Genomic DNA, 20,387 nt, shown 5'->3' with positions numbered 1-20,387 from the left:
GGCGGCGACCGCCTCCCGCATACGACCCCCGATACCACCATGCGCCCCACCCTCCGCCTGATGATGAGTCACCCCGCCCACTTCATCTCGCTCGGCTTCGGGTCCGGGCTGTCGCCATGGGCGCCGGGCACGATGGGCACGCTGCTGGCATGGGCGCTGTACCCGCTGATCCGCACGCCGCTGTCGGAGTTCGTGTTCCTCGCCCTGCTCGTCAGCCTCTTCGTCGCCGGTGTGCTCGCCGCCGAGCGCACCGGCCGCGCGCTCGGCGTGCCCGACCATGGCGGCATCGTCTGGGACGAGATGGTCGCAACCTGGCTGGTGCTCCTGTTCGCCCCCAAGACCGTGCTCTGGCAGGCGACGGCAGTGGCGCTGTTCCGCTTCTTCGACATCGTCAAGCCGCCGCCGGTGCGCTGGGCCGACCGCAGCTTCAAGGGCGGCTTCGGCGTGATGTTCGACGACCTCGTCGCGGCCGGCTATACCCTGCTCGCGCTCGCCATCCTGGTCAGTCTGATCGGAGTCTGAACCGATGACCGACACCGAACTCGACATCCTCGCCGCCCGGGTCGGCACCGCCCTGGCAACACGTGGCTGGCGGCTCGCCACCGCCGAGTCGTGCACCGGCGGCTGGATCGCCGAAGCGATCACCGCGGTAAGCGGCAGCTCGGCCTGGTTCGACCGCGGCTTCGTCACCTACTCCAACGAGGCCAAGGCGGACATGCTCGGGGTGGCGACCGCGACGCTCGCCACCCATGGCGCGGTCAGCGAGGCGACCGTGCGCGAGATGGCCGAGGGCGCCCTGGCCCGCAGCCTCGCGCAGTGCGCCGTGGCGGTCTCGGGCGTCGCCGGCCCGAGCGGCGGCACCGCGACCAAGCCGGTCGGCATGGTCTGCATCGGCTGGGCCGTCCACGGCCAGCCTACCCGGACCATCACCGCACGGTTTCCCGGCGACCGCGCCGCGGTGCGTCGGCAGACGGTCATCCGCGCGCTCGACGGCATCCTCCAGCTGGCCGCGCAGCAGCGCTGACGGCGCTCCCGCGCTTGCGCGGCAGCTATTCTTTTGGCATAACCACGCGGCACTGGCGCGCGCCCGCGGAAGCGCGGCGCGAAAAATCTTTGCCTGTTCTTTCATACAGGCCTTAGACTGGCGCCATGCACGAGGCAGGCCCGCACGCCTGCAATCTTTGTGCCATAATCGGCTCAACTTACAGGACGCATTTCCATGGACGACAACAAGGCCAAGGCCCTCGCCGCTGCGCTCTCGCAGATCGAAAAGCAGTTCGGCAAGGGTTCGATCATGCGCATGGGCGACGGCAACGTCGAGCGCGACATCCAGACCGTCTCCACCGGCTCGCTCGGGCTCGACATCGCGCTCGGCCTCGGCGGCCTGCCGCGCGGTCGCGTGGTCGAGATCTACGGCCCGGAATCCTCCGGCAAGACCACGCTCACCCTGCAGGTCATCGCCGAGATGCAGAAGATGGGCGGCACCGCGGCCTTCATCGACGCCGAGCACGCGCTCGACGTCGGCTACGCCGAAAAGCTCGGGGTGGACATCGAGGACCTGCTGATCTCGCAGCCCGACACCGGCGAACAGGCGCTCGAGATCGCCGACATGCTGGTGCGCTCGGGCGGGGTGGACATCGTGGTGGTCGACTCGGTCGCCGCGCTCACGCCCAAGGCCGAAATCGAAGGCGAGATGGGCGACCAGCTCCCCGGCCTGCAGGCGCGCCTGATGTCGCAGGCACTGCGCAAGCTCACCGCGAACATCAAGCGCACCAACACGCTGGTCATCTTCATCAACCAGATCCGCATGAAGATCGGCGTGATGTTCGGCAGCCCCGAGACGACCACCGGCGGCAACGCGCTCAAGTTCTACGCCTCGGTGCGCATGGACATCCGCCGCACCGGCACGATCAAGAAGGGCGACGAGGTGGTCGGCTCCGAGACCCGCGTCAAGGTGGTCAAGAACAAGGTGTCGCCGCCGTTCAAGGAGGCGCACTTCGACATCCTCTACGGCGAGGGCATCTCGCGCGAGGGCGAGATCATCGACCTCGGCGTCGAGCACAAGATCGTCGACAAGTCCGGAGCCTGGTACGCCTACCAGGGCGACAAGATCGGCCAGGGCAAGGACAACTCGCGCGAGTTCCTGCGCAACAATCCGGCACTGGCGCGCGAGATCGAGAACAAGGTCCGCGTTGCCGTCGGCCTGCCCGAAATGCCCCCGGCCACGCCGGCTGCGCCGGCGCCGGCCGAGGCCTGACTGCCGCGCGTCGAGCATGGGCGAGCCCAGCCTGCGCGAACGCGCCCTCCGCCACCTCGCCCGGCGTGACCACTCGCGGGCCGAGCTGGCGAGGAAGCTCGCCGCCCATGGCGACGCCGACGAGATAGAGGCGGTCATCGAACGCATGGGCGAACTCGGCCTGCAGTCCGACAGCCGCTATGCCGAGGCCTTCGTGCGCGGCAAGGCGGCGCGCTTCGGCACCAGCCGGCTGCGCAGCGAGCTCGCCCGGCGCGGCATCGAGCGTGACCTGATCGACGCGGCGCTCGCTGGCGAGTGCGTAGAATCGGAAGCGGAGCGTGCCCGCACCGTGTTGCGCAGCCGCTTCACCGAACCGCCCGCCGACGCCCGCGAATGGGCTCGCCAGGCGCGCTTCCTGCAAACCCGCGGCTTCGCGCCCGACCTGATCCGCAAGCTGCTGAAAGAGCCCTACGATGAGTCTGCTTAAGGTCGCCGGCCTGCAAAAGCGCTACAAGGCGCGCACCGTCGTGCACGACGTCGGCTTCGAGGTCGGCTCCGGCGAGGTGGTCGGCCTGCTCGGTCCCAACGGTGCCGGCAAGACCACCTGCTTCTACATGATCGTCGGCCTGGTGCGCGCCGACGGCGGCCAGATCACCCTCGACGGCAAGGACCTCACCCACCTGCCGATCCACGCTCGCGCGCGACTCGGCCTGTCCTACCTGCCGCAGGAAATGAGCGTGTTCCGCAAGCTGACGGTGGCCGAGAACATCCAGGCCGTGCTCGAGCTGCAGAACCTGGAGAAGCGCCAGGTGGGCGAGCGCCTCGACGAACTGCTGCACGAACTCGGCATCCACCACCTGCGCAACAACACCGCGATCTCGCTCTCCGGCGGTGAACGCCGGCGCTGCGAGATCGCGCGCGCGCTGGCCACCGACCCGCGCCTGATCCTGCTCGACGAGCCCTTCGCCGGCGTGGATCCGATCGCGGTGATCGACATCCAGAAGATCATCCGCTTCCTCAAGGAGCGCGGCATCGGCGTGCTGATCACCGACCACAACGTGCGCGAGACGCTCGGCATCTGCGATCGCGCCTACATCATCAGCGAAGGCCGCGTGCTCGCCAGCGGCCAGCCCACCGAGATCATCGACAACGAGCGCGTGCGCCAGGTCTATCTCGGCGAGCACTTCCGCCTGTGAGCGCACGCAGCGGACCGACGCGATGAAGCCCAGTCTCCAGCTCAAGCTCTCCCAGCACCTCACGCTGACCCCGCAGCTGCAGCAGTCGATCAAGCTGCTGCAGCTGTCGACGATCGAGCTCAACCAGGAGATCGAGCGCATCCTGCTCGAGAACCCGATGCTCGAACGCGAGGACGGCGACGGCGCGGACTTCGCTCCGAGCCCGCCCCCCACACCCTCGTCCGAACGCGAGTCGAGCAGCGAGAGCGCCGCCGAATCGCCCCCGGCCGACAGCGCGTCGCGCGAGGGCGGCGAGGGCAGCAGCGAGGACGAAGGCATCGACTGGTCCAACGTCGGCACCGGCGCATCCAGCCGCAGCGAGAGCGACGACGACGATGTCGACTACCAGGATCTGCAGGCCGCGAGCACATCCCTGCGCGAACACCTCGACCAGCAGGTGGCGCTGTCGCCGCTCAGCGACCGCGACCGCGCCCTGGTGCGCTTCCTGATCGAGGCACTCGATGACGACGGCTACCTGCACCAGCCGCTCGAGGACCTGCTCCAACTGCTGCCGCCCGAGTCCGAGGTCGATCTCGACGAGCTCACCATCGCCCTCCACCACGTGCACAACCTCGAGCCCGCCGGCATCGGCGCCCGCAGCCCGCAGGAATGCCTGGCGCTGCAGCTGCGCACGCTGCCCGACTCGCCGATCCGCGCGCTCGCCCTCGACATCGCCACGCGGCACCTCGAGCTTCTCGCCGACCGCAACTTCGCCCGCATCAAGAAGCTCACCGGCTGCGACGACGACGCCCTGCGTGCCGCGCAGGCGCTGATCTGCAGCCTCGACCCCCACCCCGGCTCGCGCTACTCGAACACCGAGACGCGCTACGTGCTGCCCGACGTCGTCGTGCGCAAGCTGCGCGGGCGGTGGACGGTCACGCTCAACCACGACGCCATGCCGCGCCTGCGCATCAACCGCCTGTACGCCAGCCTGCTGCAGCAGAACCGCGGCCAGGGCGGCGGACTCGGCGGCCAGCTGCAGGAGGCACGCTGGCTGATCAAGAACGTGCAGCAGCGTTTCGACACCATCCTGCGCGTATCCCAGGCCATCGTTGACCAGCAACGGCAGTTCTTCGATCATGGGGACGTGGCGATGCGGCCACTCACCCTCCGGGAGATCGCGGACCAGCTCGAGCTGCATGAATCCACCGTCTCGCGCGTCACCACGCAGAAGTACATGGCGACCCCGCGTGGCGTGTTCGAACTCAAGTATTTCTTCGGCAGTCATGTCGCCACCGACACCGGTGGAGCTGCATCCTCGACGGCGATTCGGGCGCTGATCCGCCAGCTGGTGGATGCCGAAGACAGCAAGAAGCCGCTGTCCGACGCCAAGATTGCGGAAGTTTTGGGCCAGCAGGGTATCGTGGTCGCGCGGCGGACGATCGCCAAATACCGCGAGTCCCTCAATATCCCGCCGGTCAGTCTGCGCAAATCCATCTGACAACAACAGGAGTTACCATGAATCTCAACATCACCGGGCGCCACGTGGAAGTCACCCCCGCCATCCGCGACTACGTGACCACCAAGCTCGACCGCGTCATTCGTCACTTCGACAACGTCACCAGCGTCTCCGTGATCCTCTCGGTCGAGAAGCTCAAGCAGAAGGCCGAAGTCACCCTCCACGTGCGCGGCAAGGACCTCTTCGTCGAGAGCGACGACGCCGATCTCTATGCCGCCATCGACGCGATGACGGACAAGCTCGACCGCCAGGTGCAGAAGTACAAGCAGAAGCAGTCCGACCACAACCACGAGACGCTGAAGCACCAGACCCCCGAAGCCTGACGCCTGCGTTGCAGCCCCACGTCCGGGGTGTGGTTATAATGCGCGCGTTTTCACGACGCGATCTCCACTCGCCCCGGACCGTCTGCCCGCCCTGCGCGGCAGTCCCGAAATCCCGGGCGTTGCGCGAGCCAACCTGCGAATGAGCCTCATATCCCAACTCCTGCCACTGTCCAATGTGGTGGTCGATCTCGACGCGAGCAGCAAGAAGCGCGTCTTCGAGCAGGCTGGCCTGCTGTTCGAGAACAACCAGGGCATCGCCCGCAGCACCGTGTTCGACAGCCTGTTCACCCGCGAGCGGCTTGGCTCGACCGGTCTGGGCCAGGGCATCGCGATCCCGCACGGGCGGATCAAGGGCCTGAAGGAGGCCGCCGGTGCGTTCCTGCGCCTGGCGACCCCGGTGCAGTTCGACGCCCCCGACGGGCGGCCGGTGAGCATGCTCTTCGTACTCCTCGTCCCCGAGCAGGCCAACGAGACGCATCTGCAGCTCCTGTCGGAGCTGGCACAGATGTTCAGTGATCGCGAGTTCCGCGAAGCCCTGCAGAGCGCACCCGACAGCGCCCACATCCACCAGATGTTCCTCAAGTGGGACGCCGATGCGGCAAACCAGCGTAGCGCGGCTGTATGAGGCGCACCGCGACAGCCTGAGCCTCAGCCACGTCAGCGGCCGCCTCGACGCGCGGCTGTCGGTCGGCGAGGAGCGCATCTGGCCGGCCGACCTCGTCGGCCACCTCAACCTGATTCACCCCACCCGCCTGCAGGTGCTCGGCACCGCAGAGCTGGCGTGGGCGCAACGTCAGTCCAACGAGAAGGTGGCACGCCACCTCAACGAGATCCTCTCCGCCCGCCCGCCCGCGATCATCGTCGCCGATGGCTGCGAGGTGCCAAACATCATCCACGGCATCTGCGAGGCGCACGACGTGGCGCTGTTCACCGCCCGCCACCCTTCGGCCAGCGTCATCGACCAGCTGCGCCTGTACGTGTCGCGCGAACTCGCCGAGAAGGTGTCCCTGCACGGCGTGTTCATGGACGTGCTCGGCGTCGGCGTGCTGATAACCGGTGACTCGGGTGCAGGCAAGTCCGAGCTCGGCCTGGAGCTCATCTCGCGCGGCCATGGACTGGTCGCCGACGACGTCGTGGAGTTTTCGCGCGTCGCCCCCACCGTGCTCGAAGGGCGCTGCCCCGAGATGCTGCAGGACTTCATCGAGGTGCGCGGCCTCGGCCTGCTCAACATCCGCACCATCTTCGGCGAGACCGCATGCAGGAGGAAGATGCGCCTGCGCCTGATCTGCCATCTGGACCGCCGCCAGCCCGGCCCGGACGATCCCTGCCGGCTGCCACTGCAGCAGGAGACGCAGGACATCCTCGGCGTGAGCATCGCGCGCGTGGTGCTGCCGGTCGCCGCCGGACGCAACCTGGCGGTCCTGCTCGAGGCCGCGGTACGGTCGACCATCCTGCAACTGCGCGGCATCGACTCCACGCAGGAGTTCATCGAGCGCCAGATGCGCGCGCTGCGCAAGGCCGAGGACGACAGCGCCGCCTGAACGCGCCGCGTCCGCGGGGCTGTTACCGAGCGGCAGCGCACTTGCGGCTCGCCGGCCGCGGCTGTTACCGTCGACCGCTTTACAGCAGCGCACTGGCCGGCCATGATCTCCCCCACGGATTACCTGGAACGCATCCTCAACGCACAGGTGTACGACGTCGCGATCGAGACGCCGCTCGACTTCGCGGCCAATCTCTCGGCCCGTGCCCACAACCGCATCTTCCTCAAGCGCGAGGACATGCAGCCGGTGTTCAGCTTCAAGATCCGCGGCGCCTACAACAAGATGGCCAAGCTCTCGCCCCAGGCGCTCAAGCGCGGCGTGATCTGCGCCTCGGCCGGCAATCACGCCCAGGGTGTGGCGCTGTCGGCGGCCAAGCTGGGCGTGCGTGCGGTGATCGTGATGCCGAGCACCACGCCGGCAATCAAGATCGACGCCGTGAAGGCGCGCGGCGGCGAGGTCGTGCTCGCCGGCGAGTCCTATTCGGACGCCTACGCCCACGCGCTCGAGCTGGAGAAGGCCGAGAAGCTCACCTTCGTCCACCCCTTCGACGACCCCGACGTGATCGCCGGCCAGGGCACCGTGGGCATGGAGATCCTGCGCGCGCATCCCAAGCCGATCCATGCCGTGTTCTGCTGCGTCGGCGGCGGCGGGCTGATCGCGGGCGTGGCGGCCTACATCAAGCGCCTGCGACCGGAGACGAAGATCATCGGCGTCGAGGCGGTCGACGCCGACGCCATGACCCAGTCGCTCGCCCAGGGCCGGCGGGTCAGCCTGGATCAGGTGGGAATCTTCGCCGACGGCGCGGCGGTGAAGGAGGTCGGCGCCGAAACCTTCCGCCTCTGCCAGCAGTATGTCGACGAGATGATCGTGGTCGACAACGACGCCATCTGTGCGGCGATCAAGGACGTGTTCGAGGACACGCGCTCCATCCTCGAGCCCGCCGGCGCGCTCGCCGTGGCCGGCGCCAAGGAGTACGTGCGCCGCAACAAGCTGCGCGACAAGAACCTGGTGGCGGTGGCCTCGGGCGCGAACATGAACTTCGACCGCCTGCGCTTCGTCGCCGAGCGCGCCGAGCTCGGCGAGCAGCGCGAGGCCGTGCTGGCGGTCACCATCCCGGAGAAGCCGGGCTCGTTCAAGAAGTTCATCAGCGTACTCGGCAACCGCAACATCACCGAGTTCAATTACCGCTACGCCGACCCGCATCAGGCCCACATCTTCGTCGGCGTGACCGTCCACAACCGCAACGAGGTCGCCCGCCTGGTCGAGATGCTCGAGCGCCACGAACTGCCCGCCCTCGACCTCACCGACGACGAGCTCGCCAAGACCCACGTGCGCTACATGGTGGGCGGGCGCGCGCCGCAGGCGGAGAACGAGGTGGTGTATCGCTTCGTGTTCCCGGAGCGCCCCGGCGCGCTGATGAATTTCCTCTCCAACCTGCGCTCGGACTGGAACATCTCGCTGTTCCATTACCGCAACCACGGTTCGGACTTCGGCCGCGTGCTGGTGGGCATGCAGGTACCGCCCGCTGACAAGGTGGCATTCGACGATTTCCTGCAGCGCCTCGGCTACGAATACGTCGCCGAGGGCGACAACCCCGCCTATCGCCTGTTCCTGTCCGGCAGCTGATTCACGCGTGGCGCGCAGTCACGCGCGCGGCTGCATCACGCCGGCTTCCGTGACCACCCACTGCATCGGGCGGTCGTACCGCTGCGGGTGGGTGTCCGGCACCCGCCCGATCTCGAAGCCCACCCCCACCGCGATCGTCTGCATGCACGCCAGCGTGCGGTCGAAGTAGCCACCGCCATAGCCGATGCGATAGCCGCGCGGATCGAAGGCGTTGAGCGGGATCAGCAGCACCTCGGGACTGACCGGCTCGCCTTCGGCCGGATGCGGGATGCCGTGGCGGTCGAGCGGCATCGGCACGCCGGGCCGCCAGCGCCGGAACACCATCGGCGCGTGTCGCTCCAAGACGACCGGCAGGGCAGCCACGCGCCCGCCGTCGGCAGCGAGCCAGTCCGCCACCCATGCGCGCAGGTCCGGCTCGGCGCGATAGGGCCAGCAGAACCCGATCGAGCGCGGTGCGAGCGTCTCGACGAGACCGTCGAGATGCGCGACGAGGCGCTCGGTCAGCGCCTCGCGACGCTGGGCAGGGACGGCCTGGCGAAGCTTGAGGGCGTGCTCGCGGAGTTGTTTGCGCTTTGCAGCATAGTCGGGCTCGGGTGGGGAAAATGCGGTCATGGCTTGTGGTATGGTAGGCCCGCAATGGAGGCGTCATCAGGCATGAGAAAGGCATTCGGGGCAGCATTGTTCGCTGCAACATTACTGCTTCCCGCGGGCGTATCCGCACAGCTCGGCAGCGAAACCGGCGCCGACCGTATCGTCACCGCCCGCGAGGCCCTGCGCAAGGGCGACCGCGCCACGCTCGAGCGCCTCGCCGCGGTGCGCGAGGACCACGTTCTCGATCCGTATCCGCGCTACTGGCTGCTCGTCAACCTGCTCGCCCGCCCCGAGCCCGTTCCGGTCGCCGCGCTCGAAGCCTTTCTTGCCGAGGAAGCCGGCAGCAATCTCGCCGAGCGCCTGCGCGCCGACTGGCTGCGCCGCATGGCCGAGGATGGCGACTGGCCCGGTTTCCTGCGCCTCTACCCCGCCCTGCGGAACCCCGACGGCGAGCTGCGCTGCTCCGCGTGGACGGCGCGCATCCTCAGCGGCGACCGCAGCGCGCTCGACGAGGTCGCCCAACAGTGGGCCGGCCTCACCGAGGCCCACGCCGCCTGCGACCTCGCACTGCGCAGCGCGGTGAGCAGCGGGCAGGTCAGCGAGGACCAGGTGTGGCAGCGCATCCGCCGTCAGGTCGATACGCGCAGCCCCGCCGCCGCGCTCGCCAGCCTGTCCATGCTCCCGGCGGGGAGCGCGCCCAGCCAGGCCGATCTCGATCAGGCGATCCGCTCCCCGGCCCCCTGGCTCGACCGCCTGCCGCCCAATTTCGCCGTGACCCGCGCCGGCCGCGAGCTCGCCCTCGTCGCCCTGGCCCGCCTCGCACGCGAGGACATCCCGGCTGCGCGCCTGCGCCTGCTGCGCATCCAGGACCGCCTGACTGCCGACGAGCGCAGCTACGCCAATCTGGTGATGGCGATGCATGCGGCCATCGACCGCCTGCCCGAGGCGGGCGCCCTCTATGCGGCCGCCGGCGACATCGAGATGACCGCGCAGCAGCGCGCCTGGCGGGTGCGCGCGGCACTGCGCGCACGGGACTGGCGCGAGGTGCGCAACGCGATCGCGGCCCTGCCCGCCGACGAGCGCGAGCAGCCGGAGTGGATCTACTGGCTTGGCCGCGCCGATGCCGCCGCCGGCAATCGCGACGCCGCCGATTCCCTGTTCGTGCGCATCGCCGGCGAGGCGCATTTCTACGGCATGCTCGCCGCCGAGGAGCTCGGCCAGCCCTTCATGCCGCCGCCGGCCACCCCGCCGCTGCCGCGCGCCAAGCTCGACGAAGCCGAGCGCGATCCCAGCCTGCGCCGTGCGCTCGCGCTCTACCAGCTCGACCTGCGCACCGAGGCGCTGCGCGAATGGGTGTGGGGCGTACGCGAGCGCGACGAACAGTTCCGCATCGGTGCCGCCCACCTCGCGCTGCGCCACGAGCTCTACGACCGCGCCATCAATACGGCCGAGCTCGCCAACCCGCGCAGCAACTTCGAGCTGCGCTTCCTGACCCCCTACCGCGATCGCATCGAACCCCAGGTGCGCGCGCAAGGGCTGGACCTGGGCTGGGTGTATGGCCTGATGCGTCAGGAGAGCCGCTTCGTGATCCCCGCGCGTTCGAGCGTGGGCGCGCGCGGCCTGATGCAGGTGATGCCGGCCACCGGCAAGTGGGTGGCCAACAGGATCGGCCTGTCCGGCTACCACGACGGCCTGCTGAACGACCCCGATACCAACGTGCTGCTCGGCACCAGCTACATGCGCATCATTATGGAAGACCTCGACGCGCACCCGGTGCTGGCAAGCGCCGGCTACAACGCCGGACCCGGACGCGCCAAGCGCTGGCGCGACCTGCAGCCGCTCGAAGGGGCGATCTACACCGAGACCATCCCTTTCGACGAAACCCGCGACTACGTCAAGAAGGTGCTCGCCAACGCGGTCATCTACTCGGCGATGCTGGAAAAGCGGCCGCAGTCGCTCAAGGCGCGGCTCGGCACGATCGCGCCGACGCCTGCCAGCGAGTAAGCTCACGGGCTGGACGCTTCACAAAACCATCAATCACCCGCCAAGAGTCCATACATGAATCCGAAACGCGTCGTCATCGTCGGCGGCTCCGGCTTTATCGGCAGCGCCATCGCCAACCGCCTGTGCGAAGCAGGCGTCAAGGTGCTCATCCCGACCCGCCGCCGCAGCCGCGCCGGCCACGTGCTGCTGCTCCCGAACGTCGACGTCGTGGAGACCGACGTGCATGATCCGTCGGCGCTCACCCGGCTGTTCGAGGACGCGGACGCGGTCATCAACACCGTCGGCGTGCTGCACTCGCGCCCGGGTTCGCCCTTCGGTCCGGACTTCGCCCGCGCCCACGTCGAGCTGCCGCAGAAGATCGTCGCCGCCTGCCGGACGGCCGGCGTGGCGCGCCTGGTGCACATCAGCGCCCTCGGCGCCGGTGCCGACGCCCCCTCCGAATATCAGCGCTCCAAGGCCGCCGGCGAGGTCGCGATCCGCGCCGCCGGCCCGGAGATCGACTGGACCATCCTGCGCCCCTCGGTCGTCTTCGGTCGCGGGGACAGCTTCCTGAATCTGTTCGCCGACCTCGCGCGCCTGTTCCCGGTGCTGCCGCTCGCCGGCGCCAGCTGCCGTTTTCAGCCGGTGTATGTGGAAGACGTCGCCGAGGCGGCGTGGCAGAGCCTGATCCGCAGCGAGGCGGCCGGTCAGACCTTCGAGCTTGCCGGCCCCACGGTCTACACGCTGCGCCAGCTCGTGGAGTACGTCTCGTCCCTGGTCGGCAAGCCGCGCCCGGTGATCGCCCTGCCCGAGGGCATCGGCATGCTGCAGGCCCGCCTGATGGAGCTTGCCCCGCAGCCCCTGATGAGCCGTGACAACGTGCGCTCGATGCGCGTGGACAATGTCGCCAGCGGCACGCCCCTGCCCTTCGGCATGCCCCCCACCGCGCTCGAGGCGGTCGCCCCCGCCTGGCTCGGCGAGGCCGGCCCGCGCGCCTTCTACTACCCCTTCCGCCGCCAGGCGCGGCGCTGAACCTCCCAACCACGTGACCCGGAGCACACGATGAAGCTCATCATCGGCAACAAGAACTACTCGTCCTGGTCCCTGCGCGCCTGGCTGGCTGCGCGCGAGGGCGGCTTCCACTTCGAGGAAATCCGCATTCCGCTGTTCATCCCCGGCAGCCGCGAGCGCATCCTGTCGCACTCGCCCTCGGGCAAGGTGCCCTGCCTCATCGACCACGGCCTCGCGGTATGGGATTCGCTCGCCATCGGCGAGTACCTCGCCGAGAAGAACCCCGCCCTGCTGCCCGCCGACGCCGCGGCCCGCGCCGTCGCCCGCGCGGTGACCGCCGAGATGCACTCGGGCTTCCAGAACCTGCGCAGCCGCATGCCGATGAACATCCGCAAGGACTACACCGGCTTCGGCCACAGCCCCGAGGTGGATGCCGACATCGCGCGCGTCGTGGCGATCTGGGAAGACTGCCGCACCCGCTTCGCCAAGGAAGGCCCCTACCTGTTCGGGCGCTTCAGCCTCGCCGATGCCGCCTTCGCCCCGGTCGCCTTCCGCTTCCAGACCTATGGTGTCAAGCCCGCGGGCGCTGCCGGCGAATACCTCGCCACGCTGCTCGCGAATCCGCACATGCAGGACTGGACCGCCGCGGCGCGCGCCGAGACCGAATCGATCCCGGAAGAGGACCTCTACGGCTGATGCAGGCCTACATCGTCGGCGGGGCGGTGCGCGACGCCCTGCTCGGGCTGCCGGTCAAGGACCGCGACTGGGTCGTCGTCGGCAGCACCCCGGAAGAGATGCGCGCGCGCGGCTTCCGCCCGGTCGGGCGCGACTTCCCGGTGTTCCTGCATCCGGACAGCAACGAGGAGTACGCGCTCGCGCGCACCGAGCGCAAGTCCGGCCACGGCTACACCGGCTTCGTCTGCCACGCCGCGCCCGAGGTGACGCTGGAAGAGGATCTGCTGCGCCGCGACCTCACCATCAACGCGATCGCGCGCGCCGAGGACGGCACGCTGATCGATCCCTACGGTGGCCAGCGCGACCTCGCCGCGCGCGTGTTCCGCCATGTGTCGCCGGCCTTCGCCGAGGACCCGCTGCGCGTCCTGCGCGTGGCCCGCTTCGCTGCCCGCTTCACGGATTTCACCGTGGCGCCCGAGACCCTGGCGCTGATGCGACAGATGGTCGCCGCCGGCGAGATCGACCACCTGGTCGCCGAGCGCGTGTGGCAGGAGCTGGCGCGCGGACTGATGGAGGCGCGCCCCTCGCGCATGATCCGCGCGCTGCGAGACTGTGGCGCGCTCGCTCGCCTGCTGCCCGAACTCGACCGCCTGTTCGGCGTGCCCCAGCCGGAGAAACACCACCCCGAGATCGACACCGGTGAGCACGTGCTGCAGGTGATTGACGCCGCGGCCGCCAGCGCACAACCGCTCGCGGTACGCTGGGCCTGCCTGCTGCACGATCTCGGCAAGGCCGACACCCCCGCGCACCTGCTGCCCCACCACTACGGCCACGAGGCGGCCAGCGCACGGCGTGCGCGCGAGGTGTCGGAGCGCCTCAAGGCGCCCACCGACTGCCGCGACCTCGCCGAGATGGTGGCGCGCGAGCACGGCATCCTCGCCCGCGCCGCGGAGCTGCGCCCGGAGACCATGGTCAGGCTGATCGAGCGCTGCGACGGCCTGCGCCGCCCGGAACGCTTCCTGCTCATGCTCGAGGCCGCCGCCTGCGACCAGGCGGGGCGCATCGGCGCGATCGCCGCGGCGACGAGACCTTTGACACGCTGGCCGGCCGCGCTGGCGGCAGTGCGTGCGGTCGATGCGGGTACAATTGCACGCAACTGCACGGAAAAATCGCAGATCCCGCAGGCTTTGCACGCCGCCCGCGTGGCCGCGGTCAAGGCCCTGGACAAGGACATCAAATGAATGCAACCCGCTTCGGCGAGCTCGAGGTGCTGTGTCACGCCCCCGAGCACGCCGCCCATGAACGTCCGCTGCTCTTCATCCATGGGGCCTACGTCTCGGCGTGGTGCTGGGAAGAGCACTTCCTGCCCTGGTTCGCGCGTCGCGGCTGGGCCGCCTACGCGGTGTCGCTCTCAGGTCACGGCAGGAGCCGGCGGCGCGAGCTGCTCGACGCCTATTCGCTCGACGACTACGTGCGCGACGTCGCCGAGGTCGCCGCCAAGCTCCCCGCACCACCGGTGCTGATCGGCCACTCGATGGGCGGCATGGTGGTGCAGAAATATCTCGAGCAGTACGACGCCCCGGCCACCGTGCTGATGTCGGCGGTGCCGCCGCAGGGGCTGATGGGCTCGGCCTTCGGCCTCATGCTCAAGCGCCCGAACCTGCTCGCCGACCTCAACAACATCATGTCGGGCAACGATGTGAACATCGACAGCCTGCGCGAGGCGCTCTTCCACCAGCCGGTGTCGCCGAGCGACCTGCTGCGCTACTACCGCCTCAGCCAGCCCGAGTCGCACCGTGCGATCTGGGACATGTCGCTGTTCAACCTGCCGCAGCCCGCGCGCATGCATCGCTCGCCGATGCTGATCCTCGGCGCGGAACACGACGCCCTCATCCCGCCCGACCAGGTGCACATGACCGCGCTCACCTATGGCCGCCAGGCCGAGATCTTCCCCGGCCTGGGCCACGGCATGATGCTCGAGCGCGACTGGGAAAAGGTGGCGATCCGCATCGCCGACTGGCTCGGCGAGCGCAACCTCTGAGCGGAGGGCGGGCGCGCCTCAGAGCGCGTGCAGGCGGTCGCCGCGCACGAAACCGAGCAGCGGCGCGTCGAGGCCGCGCGTGAGCGCCAGCACCTTGAACAGCTCGCCCATCTCCTGCGGCGCGGTGAGCCTTTGCACCGCGCGCGCCGCGCGGATGTAGTCCGCGCTCTCCTGCGGGCCCCGCCGGGCCAGGCAGTCGAGGACGCCGCAGTTGAACAGGAACTGCGCCTGCGTGGTGTAGCCCGCCACCGTCAGCCCCGCCTCATGGCCGGCTTCGGCTACCGTGGTGAAGTCGACGAAGGCGGTGATGTCGTTGAGCCCCGGCCACAGGAAGGGGTCGCCGTGGGCATGGTGGCGGTAGTAGCACAGCAGGGTGCCGCCCGAACGCGAGGGCAGATAGTACTCGGCACGCGGATACCCGTAATCGATCAGCAGCAGGGCGCCCGCCTGCAGCCGATCTGCCCAGGCCGCCACCCAGGCGGCGCCGGCAAGGTTGAGCTCGGTCACGTACTCGCCGCCGGCGGGGGCGGGCAGATTCAGCGCCAACCCGGCCTCGCGCACCGCGCCCGCCGCCGGCACATCGGCCCAGCACAGCCGGCGCACGCCCGCCGTGTCAGCTTCGAAGGCCACGCCGCGCTCGGCCAGGCCGTCGGCGGTCGACACCAGCAGGTGCACCGGCATCACGTCGAGCACCTCGTTGGCCACCACCGCACCGGAAAAGCGCTCGGGCAGGGCGTCGAGCCAGCGCACCCGTCCCGCCAGGTGCGGCACCTTCTCCGCCAGCGTGTCGAACTGGCGTGCGCGCAGCTCACCGGAGACCTCGAGGATCCCGTAGCTGTCCGGCACGCAGCCGCGACGTTCAAGCTCGAGCAGCAGATCCGCGGCCAGCAGGCCGGTGCCGGCGCCGACCTCGATCAGCGCCGGCGCGCTGGCGTGCATGACCTGCTCGACCTGGACGGCCAGCGCCTGACCGAAAAGCGGGGTAAGCTCGGGCGCGGTGATGAAATCGCCGCCCGGACCGAACTTTCGGGCGCCGCCGCTGTAATAGCCTAGTCCCGGCGCATAGAGCGCGAGCTCCATGTAGCGGGCAAACGAAATCCAGCCGCCCGCGGCCGCGATCTCCGTCTCGATGCGTTCGAGCAGGCGTGCGCTCTGGGCGAGCGCTTCGGCGGACGGCTGAGGCAATGAAGACATGAACGTTCAACCCGACATGGAGAAGAGTTCGCGATTGTAACGGCAGGCTCGGCCCAACACCCGATCGAGCGCCGGAGCGTCGTGGAGAAACCGATGCCCCCTCCCCTTCCCGCCACGCTTGCCGACGAAGCCCCCCTGATCCTCGTCACCGGTGCCGCACGCCGCGTCGGCGCAGAGATTGCGCGCCAGCTGCACGCCCGCGGCGCGCGCATCGCGCTGCATTACCGCCACAGCGCCGACGCCGCGCTGACGCTGGCGGCCGCGCTCGACGCCGAACGTCCAGGCTCGGCCTTCACCGTCGGCGGCGACCTCGCGCGCTTCGGCGCCGCCGACGAGATCGCCGCCCAGGTCCTCGAGCGCAGCGGTGGCCGGCTCGACGGCCTGGTCAACAACGCCTCGAGTTTCTTCCCCACACCGGTGGGGCGGATCGACCGCGCAGCGTGGGACGAGCTCATCGGCTCGAACCTGATGGGGCCGCTGTTCCTGTCGCAGGCGCTCGCCCCCGCGCTCGGGTCGAGCGGCCGCGGCGCGATCGTCAATATCGTCGACATCCACGCCGAACGGCCGCTCGAACGCTATCCGGTTTACAGCGCCGCCAAGGGCGGACTCGCCGCGCTCACGCGCGCGCTGGCGATCGAGCTCGCACCCGCGGTGCGGGTGAACGGCGTCTCCCCGGGTCCGATCGACTGGCCGGAGGACGGGCAATTCCCGCCCGCCGAGCGCGAGCGCATCATCGCCCACACCCTGCTCAAGCGCGTCGGCAGCGCCGCCGACATCGCGCGCACGGTGAGCTTCCTCATGTTCGATGCGCCCTACATAACCGGCCAGATCATCGCCGTGGACGGCGGGCGCAGCGCGCACCTGTGACCTGCGGGCGCCCCGGCACACCCGGACAACGCACAACGCGCCTGCACGCCCGGCGCGCGCAAACCGATCGCGTGCCAATCGAGACGCTCGTTTCTGGGATAATCCGCGCGTGATCCTTGCCGACGAGCCCCGACCGTGACTGCCGTGCCCGCCCCCGCCGAAACCCTTGCGCCCGCCGCGGCCGGCGCCGACGCCCGCTTTTCCAACACCTTCCTGCGCCTGAAGAAGAAGCTCGAGCGCGGCGTCGGCGAGGCCATCGGCGACTACAACATGATCGGCGACGGCGACACCGTGATGGTGTGCGTCTCCGGCGGCAAGGACTCCTACACCCTGCTGTCCTGCCTGCTCGCGCTGCGCGAGCGCGCGCCGGTGGACTTCCGGATCGTGGCGATGAACCTCGACCAGAAGCAGCCCGGCTTCCCCGACCACGTGCTGCCGGCCTACTTCGAATCCATCGGCGTCGAGTACCGCATCGTCACCGAGGACACCTACTCGATCGTCAAGGACAAGATCCCCGAGGGCAAGACCACCTGCTCGCTGTGCTCGCGCCTGCGCCGCGGCATCATCTACCGCACCGCGAAGGAGATCGGCGCCACCCGCATCGCGCTCGGTCACCACCGCGACGACATGCTCGAGACGCTGTTCCTGAACATGTTCTTCGGCGGCAAGATCAAGGCCATGCCGCCAAAGCTGGTCAGCGACGACGGCAACCACGTGGTGATCCGCCCGCTCGCCTACTGTACCGAGGCCGACATCGCCCGCTTCGCGCGCACGATGGATTTCCCGATCATCCCGTGCAACCTGTGCGGCTCGCAGGAGAACGCCCAGCGCAAGCAGATCAAGGCCATGCTGCAGGGCTGGGCGCGCGACTACCCCGGGCGCATCGAGTCGCTCGCCACCTCCCTGAAGAACGTCGTGCCCTCGCACCTGGCCGATGCGCGCCTGTTCGACTTCGTCGGCCTCACGCAGCAGACCGTGGTGGAGGAAGGCGACACCGCCTTCGATCCGATCGAGTTGCCGACCGCCGCGCGCGCCGAGACGGTGCGCCTGTTCCGCCCCGGCGAAGCAGCGGACTGATTCGACGCCCCCAGGGCGCGAGCGCAGGTACGCGCTGCGGATGAACGTCCTTGCGGCACGCGCATCGCCTGACCATCATTGAACAAGCGCACCATTCGCTGCGACCAACCGGAACCGTCATCGATGTCCGAGCGAAAGAACCTCTGTGTCCTCGTCGCCCTGCACCACTGGGACGGCGCCCTTGCCGACCGGCTGGGCGAGGAGGAAGCGCGCCATGCCGCCGAACGTTGCGCGAACCGCATCGAGCGCGCGATCGCGGCGCAAGGCGGACGGATCCTGACATCGGAGCCTGCGCAGACGGTGGCGGTCTTCGACCGCAGCGACGCCGGCATCCAGGCCGCCAGCGACGCGCAGCAGCGCATCCGCAACCTGCCTCCGCTGCGCGGCGCCCACCAACCGGTGCGCCTCGGCCTGCACTACGGGATCGTCGAGGGCGAGGCGAACGGCGTGGGTGCCGAGCGCGTCGAGCCCGGAGGCGACGGCGTGCAACGCGCGCGCCAGCTCGCCGGCCTGTGCGAACCGGAGCAGGGCCTGGTTTCGGGGACGGCGGTGATGGTGGCGAGCAGCGCCACGCGCGCGCTGGTCGGCGCGCAGCCGCTGAGCGGCCCGCAATGGGCCAGCCTGGAGTGGCCGGTCTATGCGCTCGGCCATCGCAGCGGCCTGGTGACCTCGATTCCCGGCGCTGCCCGCTTGAGCACCCGGCTTCGCCTGCGCCACCAGGCGGACGTGCTGTTCGTGGAGGAGTTGCGCCCGGTGCTGCTGCTCGGCCGCGAGCTCGCCAACGACGTGAGCATCATGGACCCGCGCGCGTCGCGCCAGCATGCGCGCATCGAACGCCGTCGAGAAGGGTTCGTGCTGTTCGATCACAGCACCAACGGCACCTACGTCGCGATCGAAGGCCAGCCCGAACGCCACATCAAACAGGACCACATCGTGCTCAATCGCCCCGGCCGCCTCGGCTGCGGCTTTTCTGCGGACGAGGTCGAGCGCGACCTGGTGTTCTTCGACATCGTGTGAGCGTGCGCGCTCGGCGCACGCGACAGCCGAGCGGCACCGCGGCGAGGCCGCGACGCGCGCTCGATCTCGACCCGGCGGCTGCTCAGCCCTTGAGGCATTCGGCGATGAAGGCCTTGCGCTTGGCGCCGCGCAGCGACTGCTCGGTCGCCGACTGGTTGCAGGCCTTGGTGCGCGCCGTGTCATCGACGGAAGGCGCATCCGCGGCGGCAAGCGCGGGCGCTGCGGCGCCGCCAACGCCAGCCGAAGCCGCGAGCGGGGACGCCGCAGCCGAGACGGCCGCCGCGGACGCCTCCGGACCGGCGCCCGTGGCCGGCGCTAGCGCGGGCTGGGCTGCAGCCGGCGCTGCGGGTGCCGCTGCGTCGTGCTTCCCGCGCAGGCAGGTGCTCATGAACGCCTTGCGCGCGTCCCCCTTCAGTACCTGTTCCCGCGCCTCGGCGTTGCAGCGCTTCATGCGCTCGTGCTGCGGATTGGCCCAGGCTTGCGAGGGGGTCAGCGCCAGCACGGCAAGGGTGGCGCACACGGCGCCGACGATGCTCTTCATCGATTCTCTCCCTGATCACGTTTTACGCGGAATGCGTATCCGGATTTTGCATATGGCATTATTTCCCGTCAATCCATTCGTCATTTCGCGAAAGACCCCTGCACCCCGAGTCCGATCCGAGCAGGCCGCATCATGGTGAGCAGCGACCTGGCGACGCTCGGCGGCCTCGCGCTCTCCGCCTTTCTCGCCGCGACCCTGCTCCCCGGCGGCTCCGAGGCGGTGTTCGCCGGCGTGGTCGTGCTGCGTCCCGAGCTTTCGCTCGCGGCCCTCGTCACTGCCACCACCGCCAACACGGCCGGCGGCATGAGCACCTACCTGCTCGGCCGGCTGGTGCCGCGCAAGGAGCTCACGCCACGGCTTGCGATCGTGAAGCGCTGGGGCAGCCTCGCGCTCGTGCTGTCATGGGTACCGCTGATCGGCGACGCGTTGTGCGCCGCTGCCGGCGTGCTGCGCCTGAACTGGTTCGCCTGCCTGGCGTGGATGGCGCTCGGCAAGGGCTTGCGCTACGCCGCGCTCGCCTGGGCGCTGAGCTGACCGCCTCCGCGCTGGCCTATACTCGCGCGCTTCCAGAACCCTCACCGGAGCCCCCTCATGTCAGACATCGAACGTCACGGCGTCACCGCCCGCTACGCCGACGCCGTCATCCACGCCGGCGTCATCCACCTCGTCGAGGTCCCCGCGACCAGCGCCACCGACATCGCCACCCAGACGCGCGAGGTGCTCGACAGCATCGACCGCCAGCTCCAGCGGCTGGGGAGCGACCGCTCGCGCATCCTGATGGCCACGATCTACCTGACCGACCTGGCCGACTGCGCGGCAATGAACGCGGTGTGGGACGCCTGGATCCCGCCGGGGAGCGCGCCCTCGCGCGCGTGCGTGCAGGTCGCCGGCCTGGTCGACCCGGGCTGGCGCATAGAGATCGCCCTCACGGCCGCGCGCTGAGCCCGCGCCCCGCGACCGCGGCGCAGCC

23 protein-coding genes are annotated in these 20,387 nt (G+C 69.6%); 20 read left to right on the top strand and 3 right to left on the bottom strand.

Annotation, left to right across the window (positions count from 1 at the left end; all coding sequences use genetic code 11):
• Positions 1–39 precede the first annotated feature (39 nt).
• The 10 genes from AAG895_RS02865 to ilvA all read left to right on the top strand — a co-directional run bounded on the left by AAG895_RS02865 (position 40) and on the right by ilvA (position 8,420).
• Positions 40–522: a phosphatidylglycerophosphatase A gene (locus AAG895_RS02865; protein WP_345794058.1), complete on the top strand. Its 483-nt coding sequence runs from the start codon at positions 40–42 to the stop codon at positions 520–522.
• 4 nt (positions 523–526) lie between these two features.
• On the top strand, positions 527–1,024 hold the full coding sequence (locus AAG895_RS02860; protein WP_345794057.1) for a nicotinamide-nucleotide amidohydrolase family protein: 498 nt from the start codon (positions 527–529) through the stop codon (positions 1,022–1,024).
• 195 nt (positions 1,025–1,219) lie between these two features.
• Positions 1,220–2,257: a recombinase RecA gene (recA, locus tag AAG895_RS02855; RefSeq protein WP_345794056.1), complete on the top strand. Its 1,038-nt coding sequence runs from the start codon at positions 1,220–1,222 to the stop codon at positions 2,255–2,257.
• 16 nt (positions 2,258–2,273) lie between these two features.
• Complete coding sequence (recX, locus tag AAG895_RS02850; protein ID WP_345794055.1) at positions 2,274–2,723, top strand: recombination regulator RecX; 450 nt, start codon at positions 2,274–2,276, stop codon at positions 2,721–2,723.
• The gene (gene lptB, locus AAG895_RS02845; protein ID WP_345794054.1) at positions 2,710–3,432 is read left to right on the top strand and encodes an LPS export ABC transporter ATP-binding protein; all 723 of its coding nucleotides are present in this window, start codon (positions 2,710–2,712) and stop codon (positions 3,430–3,432) included. The genes recX and lptB overlap by 14 nt, the downstream gene beginning before the upstream one ends.
• A gap of 22 nt (positions 3,433–3,454) precedes the next feature.
• Positions 3,455–4,912, top strand: a complete 1,458-nt coding sequence (locus AAG895_RS02840; RefSeq protein ID WP_345794053.1) for an RNA polymerase factor sigma-54 — start codon at positions 3,455–3,457, stop codon at positions 4,910–4,912.
• A 17-nt stretch (positions 4,913–4,929) separates the two neighbouring features.
• Entirely contained in the window at positions 4,930–5,253 is a 324-nt protein-coding gene (gene raiA, locus AAG895_RS02835) for a ribosome-associated translation inhibitor RaiA (RefSeq protein WP_345794052.1), read from the top strand.
• Positions 5,254–5,392: 139 nt separating this feature from the next.
• Entirely contained in the window at positions 5,393–5,878 is a 486-nt protein-coding gene (gene ptsN, locus AAG895_RS02830) for a PTS IIA-like nitrogen regulatory protein PtsN (RefSeq protein ID WP_345794051.1), read from the top strand.
• Positions 5,847–6,794: an HPr(Ser) kinase/phosphatase gene (gene hprK / locus AAG895_RS02825; protein WP_345794050.1), complete on the top strand. Its 948-nt coding sequence runs from the start codon at positions 5,847–5,849 to the stop codon at positions 6,792–6,794. The genes ptsN and hprK overlap by 32 nt, the downstream gene beginning before the upstream one ends.
• A gap of 102 nt (positions 6,795–6,896) precedes the next feature.
• On the top strand, positions 6,897–8,420 hold the full coding sequence (ilvA, locus tag AAG895_RS02820) for a threonine ammonia-lyase, biosynthetic (RefSeq protein WP_345794049.1): 1,524 nt from the start codon (positions 6,897–6,899) through the stop codon (positions 8,418–8,420).
• 18 nt (positions 8,421–8,438) lie between these two features.
• Here the strand turns inward: ilvA and AAG895_RS02815 are convergent, their stop codons facing one another.
• Positions 8,439–9,032, bottom strand: a complete 594-nt coding sequence (locus tag AAG895_RS02815; RefSeq protein ID WP_345794048.1) for a 5-formyltetrahydrofolate cyclo-ligase — start codon at positions 9,030–9,032, stop codon at positions 8,439–8,441.
• 42 nt (positions 9,033–9,074) lie between these two features.
• Between AAG895_RS02815 and AAG895_RS02810 the strand changes: the two genes are divergently transcribed.
• From AAG895_RS02810 to AAG895_RS02790, 5 genes are read left to right on the top strand one after another with little or no spacing between them, the layout of a single operon-like run.
• Positions 9,075–11,015: a transglycosylase SLT domain-containing protein gene (locus AAG895_RS02810; RefSeq protein ID WP_345794047.1), complete on the top strand. Its 1,941-nt coding sequence runs from the start codon at positions 9,075–9,077 to the stop codon at positions 11,013–11,015.
• A gap of 54 nt (positions 11,016–11,069) precedes the next feature.
• Positions 11,070–12,026 (top strand): complex I NDUFA9 subunit family protein, encoded by a 957-nt coding sequence (locus AAG895_RS02805; protein ID WP_345794046.1) that lies wholly within the window; start codon positions 11,070–11,072, stop codon positions 12,024–12,026.
• Between the two features lie 30 nt (positions 12,027–12,056).
• A complete protein-coding gene (locus AAG895_RS02800) occupies positions 12,057–12,701 on the top strand; it encodes a glutathione S-transferase family protein (protein ID WP_345794045.1) in 645 nt (214 codons plus the stop codon).
• Positions 12,701–13,921: a multifunctional CCA addition/repair protein gene (locus tag AAG895_RS02795; protein WP_345794044.1), complete on the top strand. Its 1,221-nt coding sequence runs from the start codon at positions 12,701–12,703 to the stop codon at positions 13,919–13,921. The genes AAG895_RS02800 and AAG895_RS02795 overlap by 1 nt, the downstream gene beginning before the upstream one ends.
• Positions 13,918–14,721, top strand: a complete 804-nt coding sequence (locus AAG895_RS02790) for an alpha/beta fold hydrolase (protein ID WP_345794043.1) — start codon at positions 13,918–13,920, stop codon at positions 14,719–14,721. The genes AAG895_RS02795 and AAG895_RS02790 overlap by 4 nt, the downstream gene beginning before the upstream one ends.
• A gap of 18 nt (positions 14,722–14,739) precedes the next feature.
• Here AAG895_RS02790 and AAG895_RS02785 read toward each other — a convergent pair whose 3' ends face one another.
• Positions 14,740–15,915, bottom strand: a complete 1,176-nt coding sequence (locus tag AAG895_RS02785) for an SAM-dependent methyltransferase (protein WP_345794042.1) — start codon at positions 15,913–15,915, stop codon at positions 14,740–14,742.
• Between the two features lie 93 nt (positions 15,916–16,008).
• Here AAG895_RS02785 and AAG895_RS02780 point away from each other — a divergent pair, with 93 nt between their 5' ends.
• The 3 genes from AAG895_RS02780 to AAG895_RS02770 all read left to right on the top strand — a co-directional run bounded on the left by AAG895_RS02780 (position 16,009) and on the right by AAG895_RS02770 (position 18,876).
• On the top strand, positions 16,009–16,782 hold the full coding sequence (locus AAG895_RS02780; RefSeq protein WP_345794041.1) for a pteridine reductase: 774 nt from the start codon (positions 16,009–16,011) through the stop codon (positions 16,780–16,782).
• Positions 16,783–16,926: 144 nt separating this feature from the next.
• Complete coding sequence (gene ttcA / locus AAG895_RS02775; RefSeq protein ID WP_345795359.1) at positions 16,927–17,859, top strand: tRNA 2-thiocytidine(32) synthetase TtcA; 933 nt, start codon at positions 16,927–16,929, stop codon at positions 17,857–17,859.
• Between the two features lie 123 nt (positions 17,860–17,982).
• Positions 17,983–18,876: an FHA domain-containing protein gene (locus AAG895_RS02770; RefSeq protein ID WP_345794040.1), complete on the top strand. Its 894-nt coding sequence runs from the start codon at positions 17,983–17,985 to the stop codon at positions 18,874–18,876.
• Positions 18,877–18,958: 82 nt separating this feature from the next.
• On the opposite strand, the gene AAG895_RS02765 is transcribed toward AAG895_RS02770, so the two are convergent.
• A complete protein-coding gene (locus tag AAG895_RS02765) occupies positions 18,959–19,417 on the bottom strand; it encodes a PsiF family protein (RefSeq protein ID WP_345794039.1) in 459 nt (152 codons plus the stop codon).
• Positions 19,418–19,549: 132 nt separating this feature from the next.
• Between AAG895_RS02765 and AAG895_RS02760 the strand changes: the two genes are divergently transcribed.
• Both AAG895_RS02760 and AAG895_RS02755 read left to right on the top strand, forming a co-directional pair.
• Positions 19,550–19,951, top strand: coding sequence for a DedA family protein (locus tag AAG895_RS02760; protein WP_345794038.1), 402 nt, complete (start codon positions 19,550–19,552; stop codon positions 19,949–19,951).
• A gap of 57 nt (positions 19,952–20,008) precedes the next feature.
• The gene (locus tag AAG895_RS02755; protein WP_345794037.1) at positions 20,009–20,359 is read left to right on the top strand and encodes a RidA family protein; all 351 of its coding nucleotides are present in this window, start codon (positions 20,009–20,011) and stop codon (positions 20,357–20,359) included.
• The last annotated feature ends 28 nt before the right edge of the window (positions 20,360–20,387 follow it).

Source organism: Thauera sp. JM12B12, assembly GCF_039614725.1.
In the GTDB taxonomy this organism is placed as follows: Bacteria; Pseudomonadota; Gammaproteobacteria; order Burkholderiales; family Rhodocyclaceae; genus Thauera.
This window is presented reverse-complemented; position numbering and strand designations above follow the sequence as displayed.

Bases quoted from the DNA above. Each gene is read 5' to 3' on its own strand.
- raiA (WP_345794052.1), top strand. From the start codon at position 4,930: ATGAATCTCAACATCACCGGGCGCCACGTGGAAGTCACCCCCGCCATC.
- AAG895_RS02755 (WP_345794037.1), top strand. From the start codon at position 20,009: ATGTCAGACATCGAACGTCACGGCGTCACCGCCCGCTACGCCGACGCC.
- AAG895_RS02865 (WP_345794058.1), top strand. From the start codon at position 40: ATGCGCCCCACCCTCCGCCTGATGATGAGTCACCCCGCCCACTTCATC.
- AAG895_RS02780 (WP_345794041.1), top strand. From the start codon at position 16,009: ATGCCCCCTCCCCTTCCCGCCACGCTTGCCGACGAAGCCCCCCTGATC.
- lptB (WP_345794054.1), top strand. From the start codon at position 2,710: ATGAGTCTGCTTAAGGTCGCCGGCCTGCAAAAGCGCTACAAGGCGCGC.
- AAG895_RS02770 (WP_345794040.1), top strand. From the start codon at position 17,983: ATGTCCGAGCGAAAGAACCTCTGTGTCCTCGTCGCCCTGCACCACTGG.
- AAG895_RS02860 (WP_345794057.1), top strand. From the start codon at position 527: ATGACCGACACCGAACTCGACATCCTCGCCGCCCGGGTCGGCACCGCC.
- AAG895_RS02800 (WP_345794045.1), top strand. From the start codon at position 12,057: ATGAAGCTCATCATCGGCAACAAGAACTACTCGTCCTGGTCCCTGCGC.
- AAG895_RS02790 (WP_345794043.1), top strand. From the start codon at position 13,918: ATGAATGCAACCCGCTTCGGCGAGCTCGAGGTGCTGTGTCACGCCCCC.
- AAG895_RS02765 (WP_345794039.1), bottom strand. From the start codon at position 19,417: ATGAAGAGCATCGTCGGCGCCGTGTGCGCCACCCTTGCCGTGCTGGCG.
- AAG895_RS02815 (WP_345794048.1), bottom strand. From the start codon at position 9,032: ATGACCGCATTTTCCCCACCCGAGCCCGACTATGCTGCAAAGCGCAAA.
- AAG895_RS02810 (WP_345794047.1), top strand. From the start codon at position 9,075: ATGAGAAAGGCATTCGGGGCAGCATTGTTCGCTGCAACATTACTGCTT.
- AAG895_RS02805 (WP_345794046.1), top strand. From the start codon at position 11,070: ATGAATCCGAAACGCGTCGTCATCGTCGGCGGCTCCGGCTTTATCGGC.
- hprK (WP_345794050.1), top strand. From the start codon at position 5,847: ATGCGGCAAACCAGCGTAGCGCGGCTGTATGAGGCGCACCGCGACAGC.
- ilvA (WP_345794049.1), top strand. From the start codon at position 6,897: ATGATCTCCCCCACGGATTACCTGGAACGCATCCTCAACGCACAGGTG.
- AAG895_RS02795 (WP_345794044.1), top strand. From the start codon at position 12,701: ATGCAGGCCTACATCGTCGGCGGGGCGGTGCGCGACGCCCTGCTCGGG.
- recA (WP_345794056.1), top strand. From the start codon at position 1,220: ATGGACGACAACAAGGCCAAGGCCCTCGCCGCTGCGCTCTCGCAGATC.
- recX (WP_345794055.1), top strand. From the start codon at position 2,274: ATGGGCGAGCCCAGCCTGCGCGAACGCGCCCTCCGCCACCTCGCCCGG.
- ptsN (WP_345794051.1), top strand. From the start codon at position 5,393: ATGAGCCTCATATCCCAACTCCTGCCACTGTCCAATGTGGTGGTCGAT.
- AAG895_RS02840 (WP_345794053.1), top strand. From the start codon at position 3,455: ATGAAGCCCAGTCTCCAGCTCAAGCTCTCCCAGCACCTCACGCTGACC.
- AAG895_RS02760 (WP_345794038.1), top strand. From the start codon at position 19,550: ATGGTGAGCAGCGACCTGGCGACGCTCGGCGGCCTCGCGCTCTCCGCC.
- AAG895_RS02785 (WP_345794042.1), bottom strand. From the start codon at position 15,915: ATGTCTTCATTGCCTCAGCCGTCCGCCGAAGCGCTCGCCCAGAGCGCA.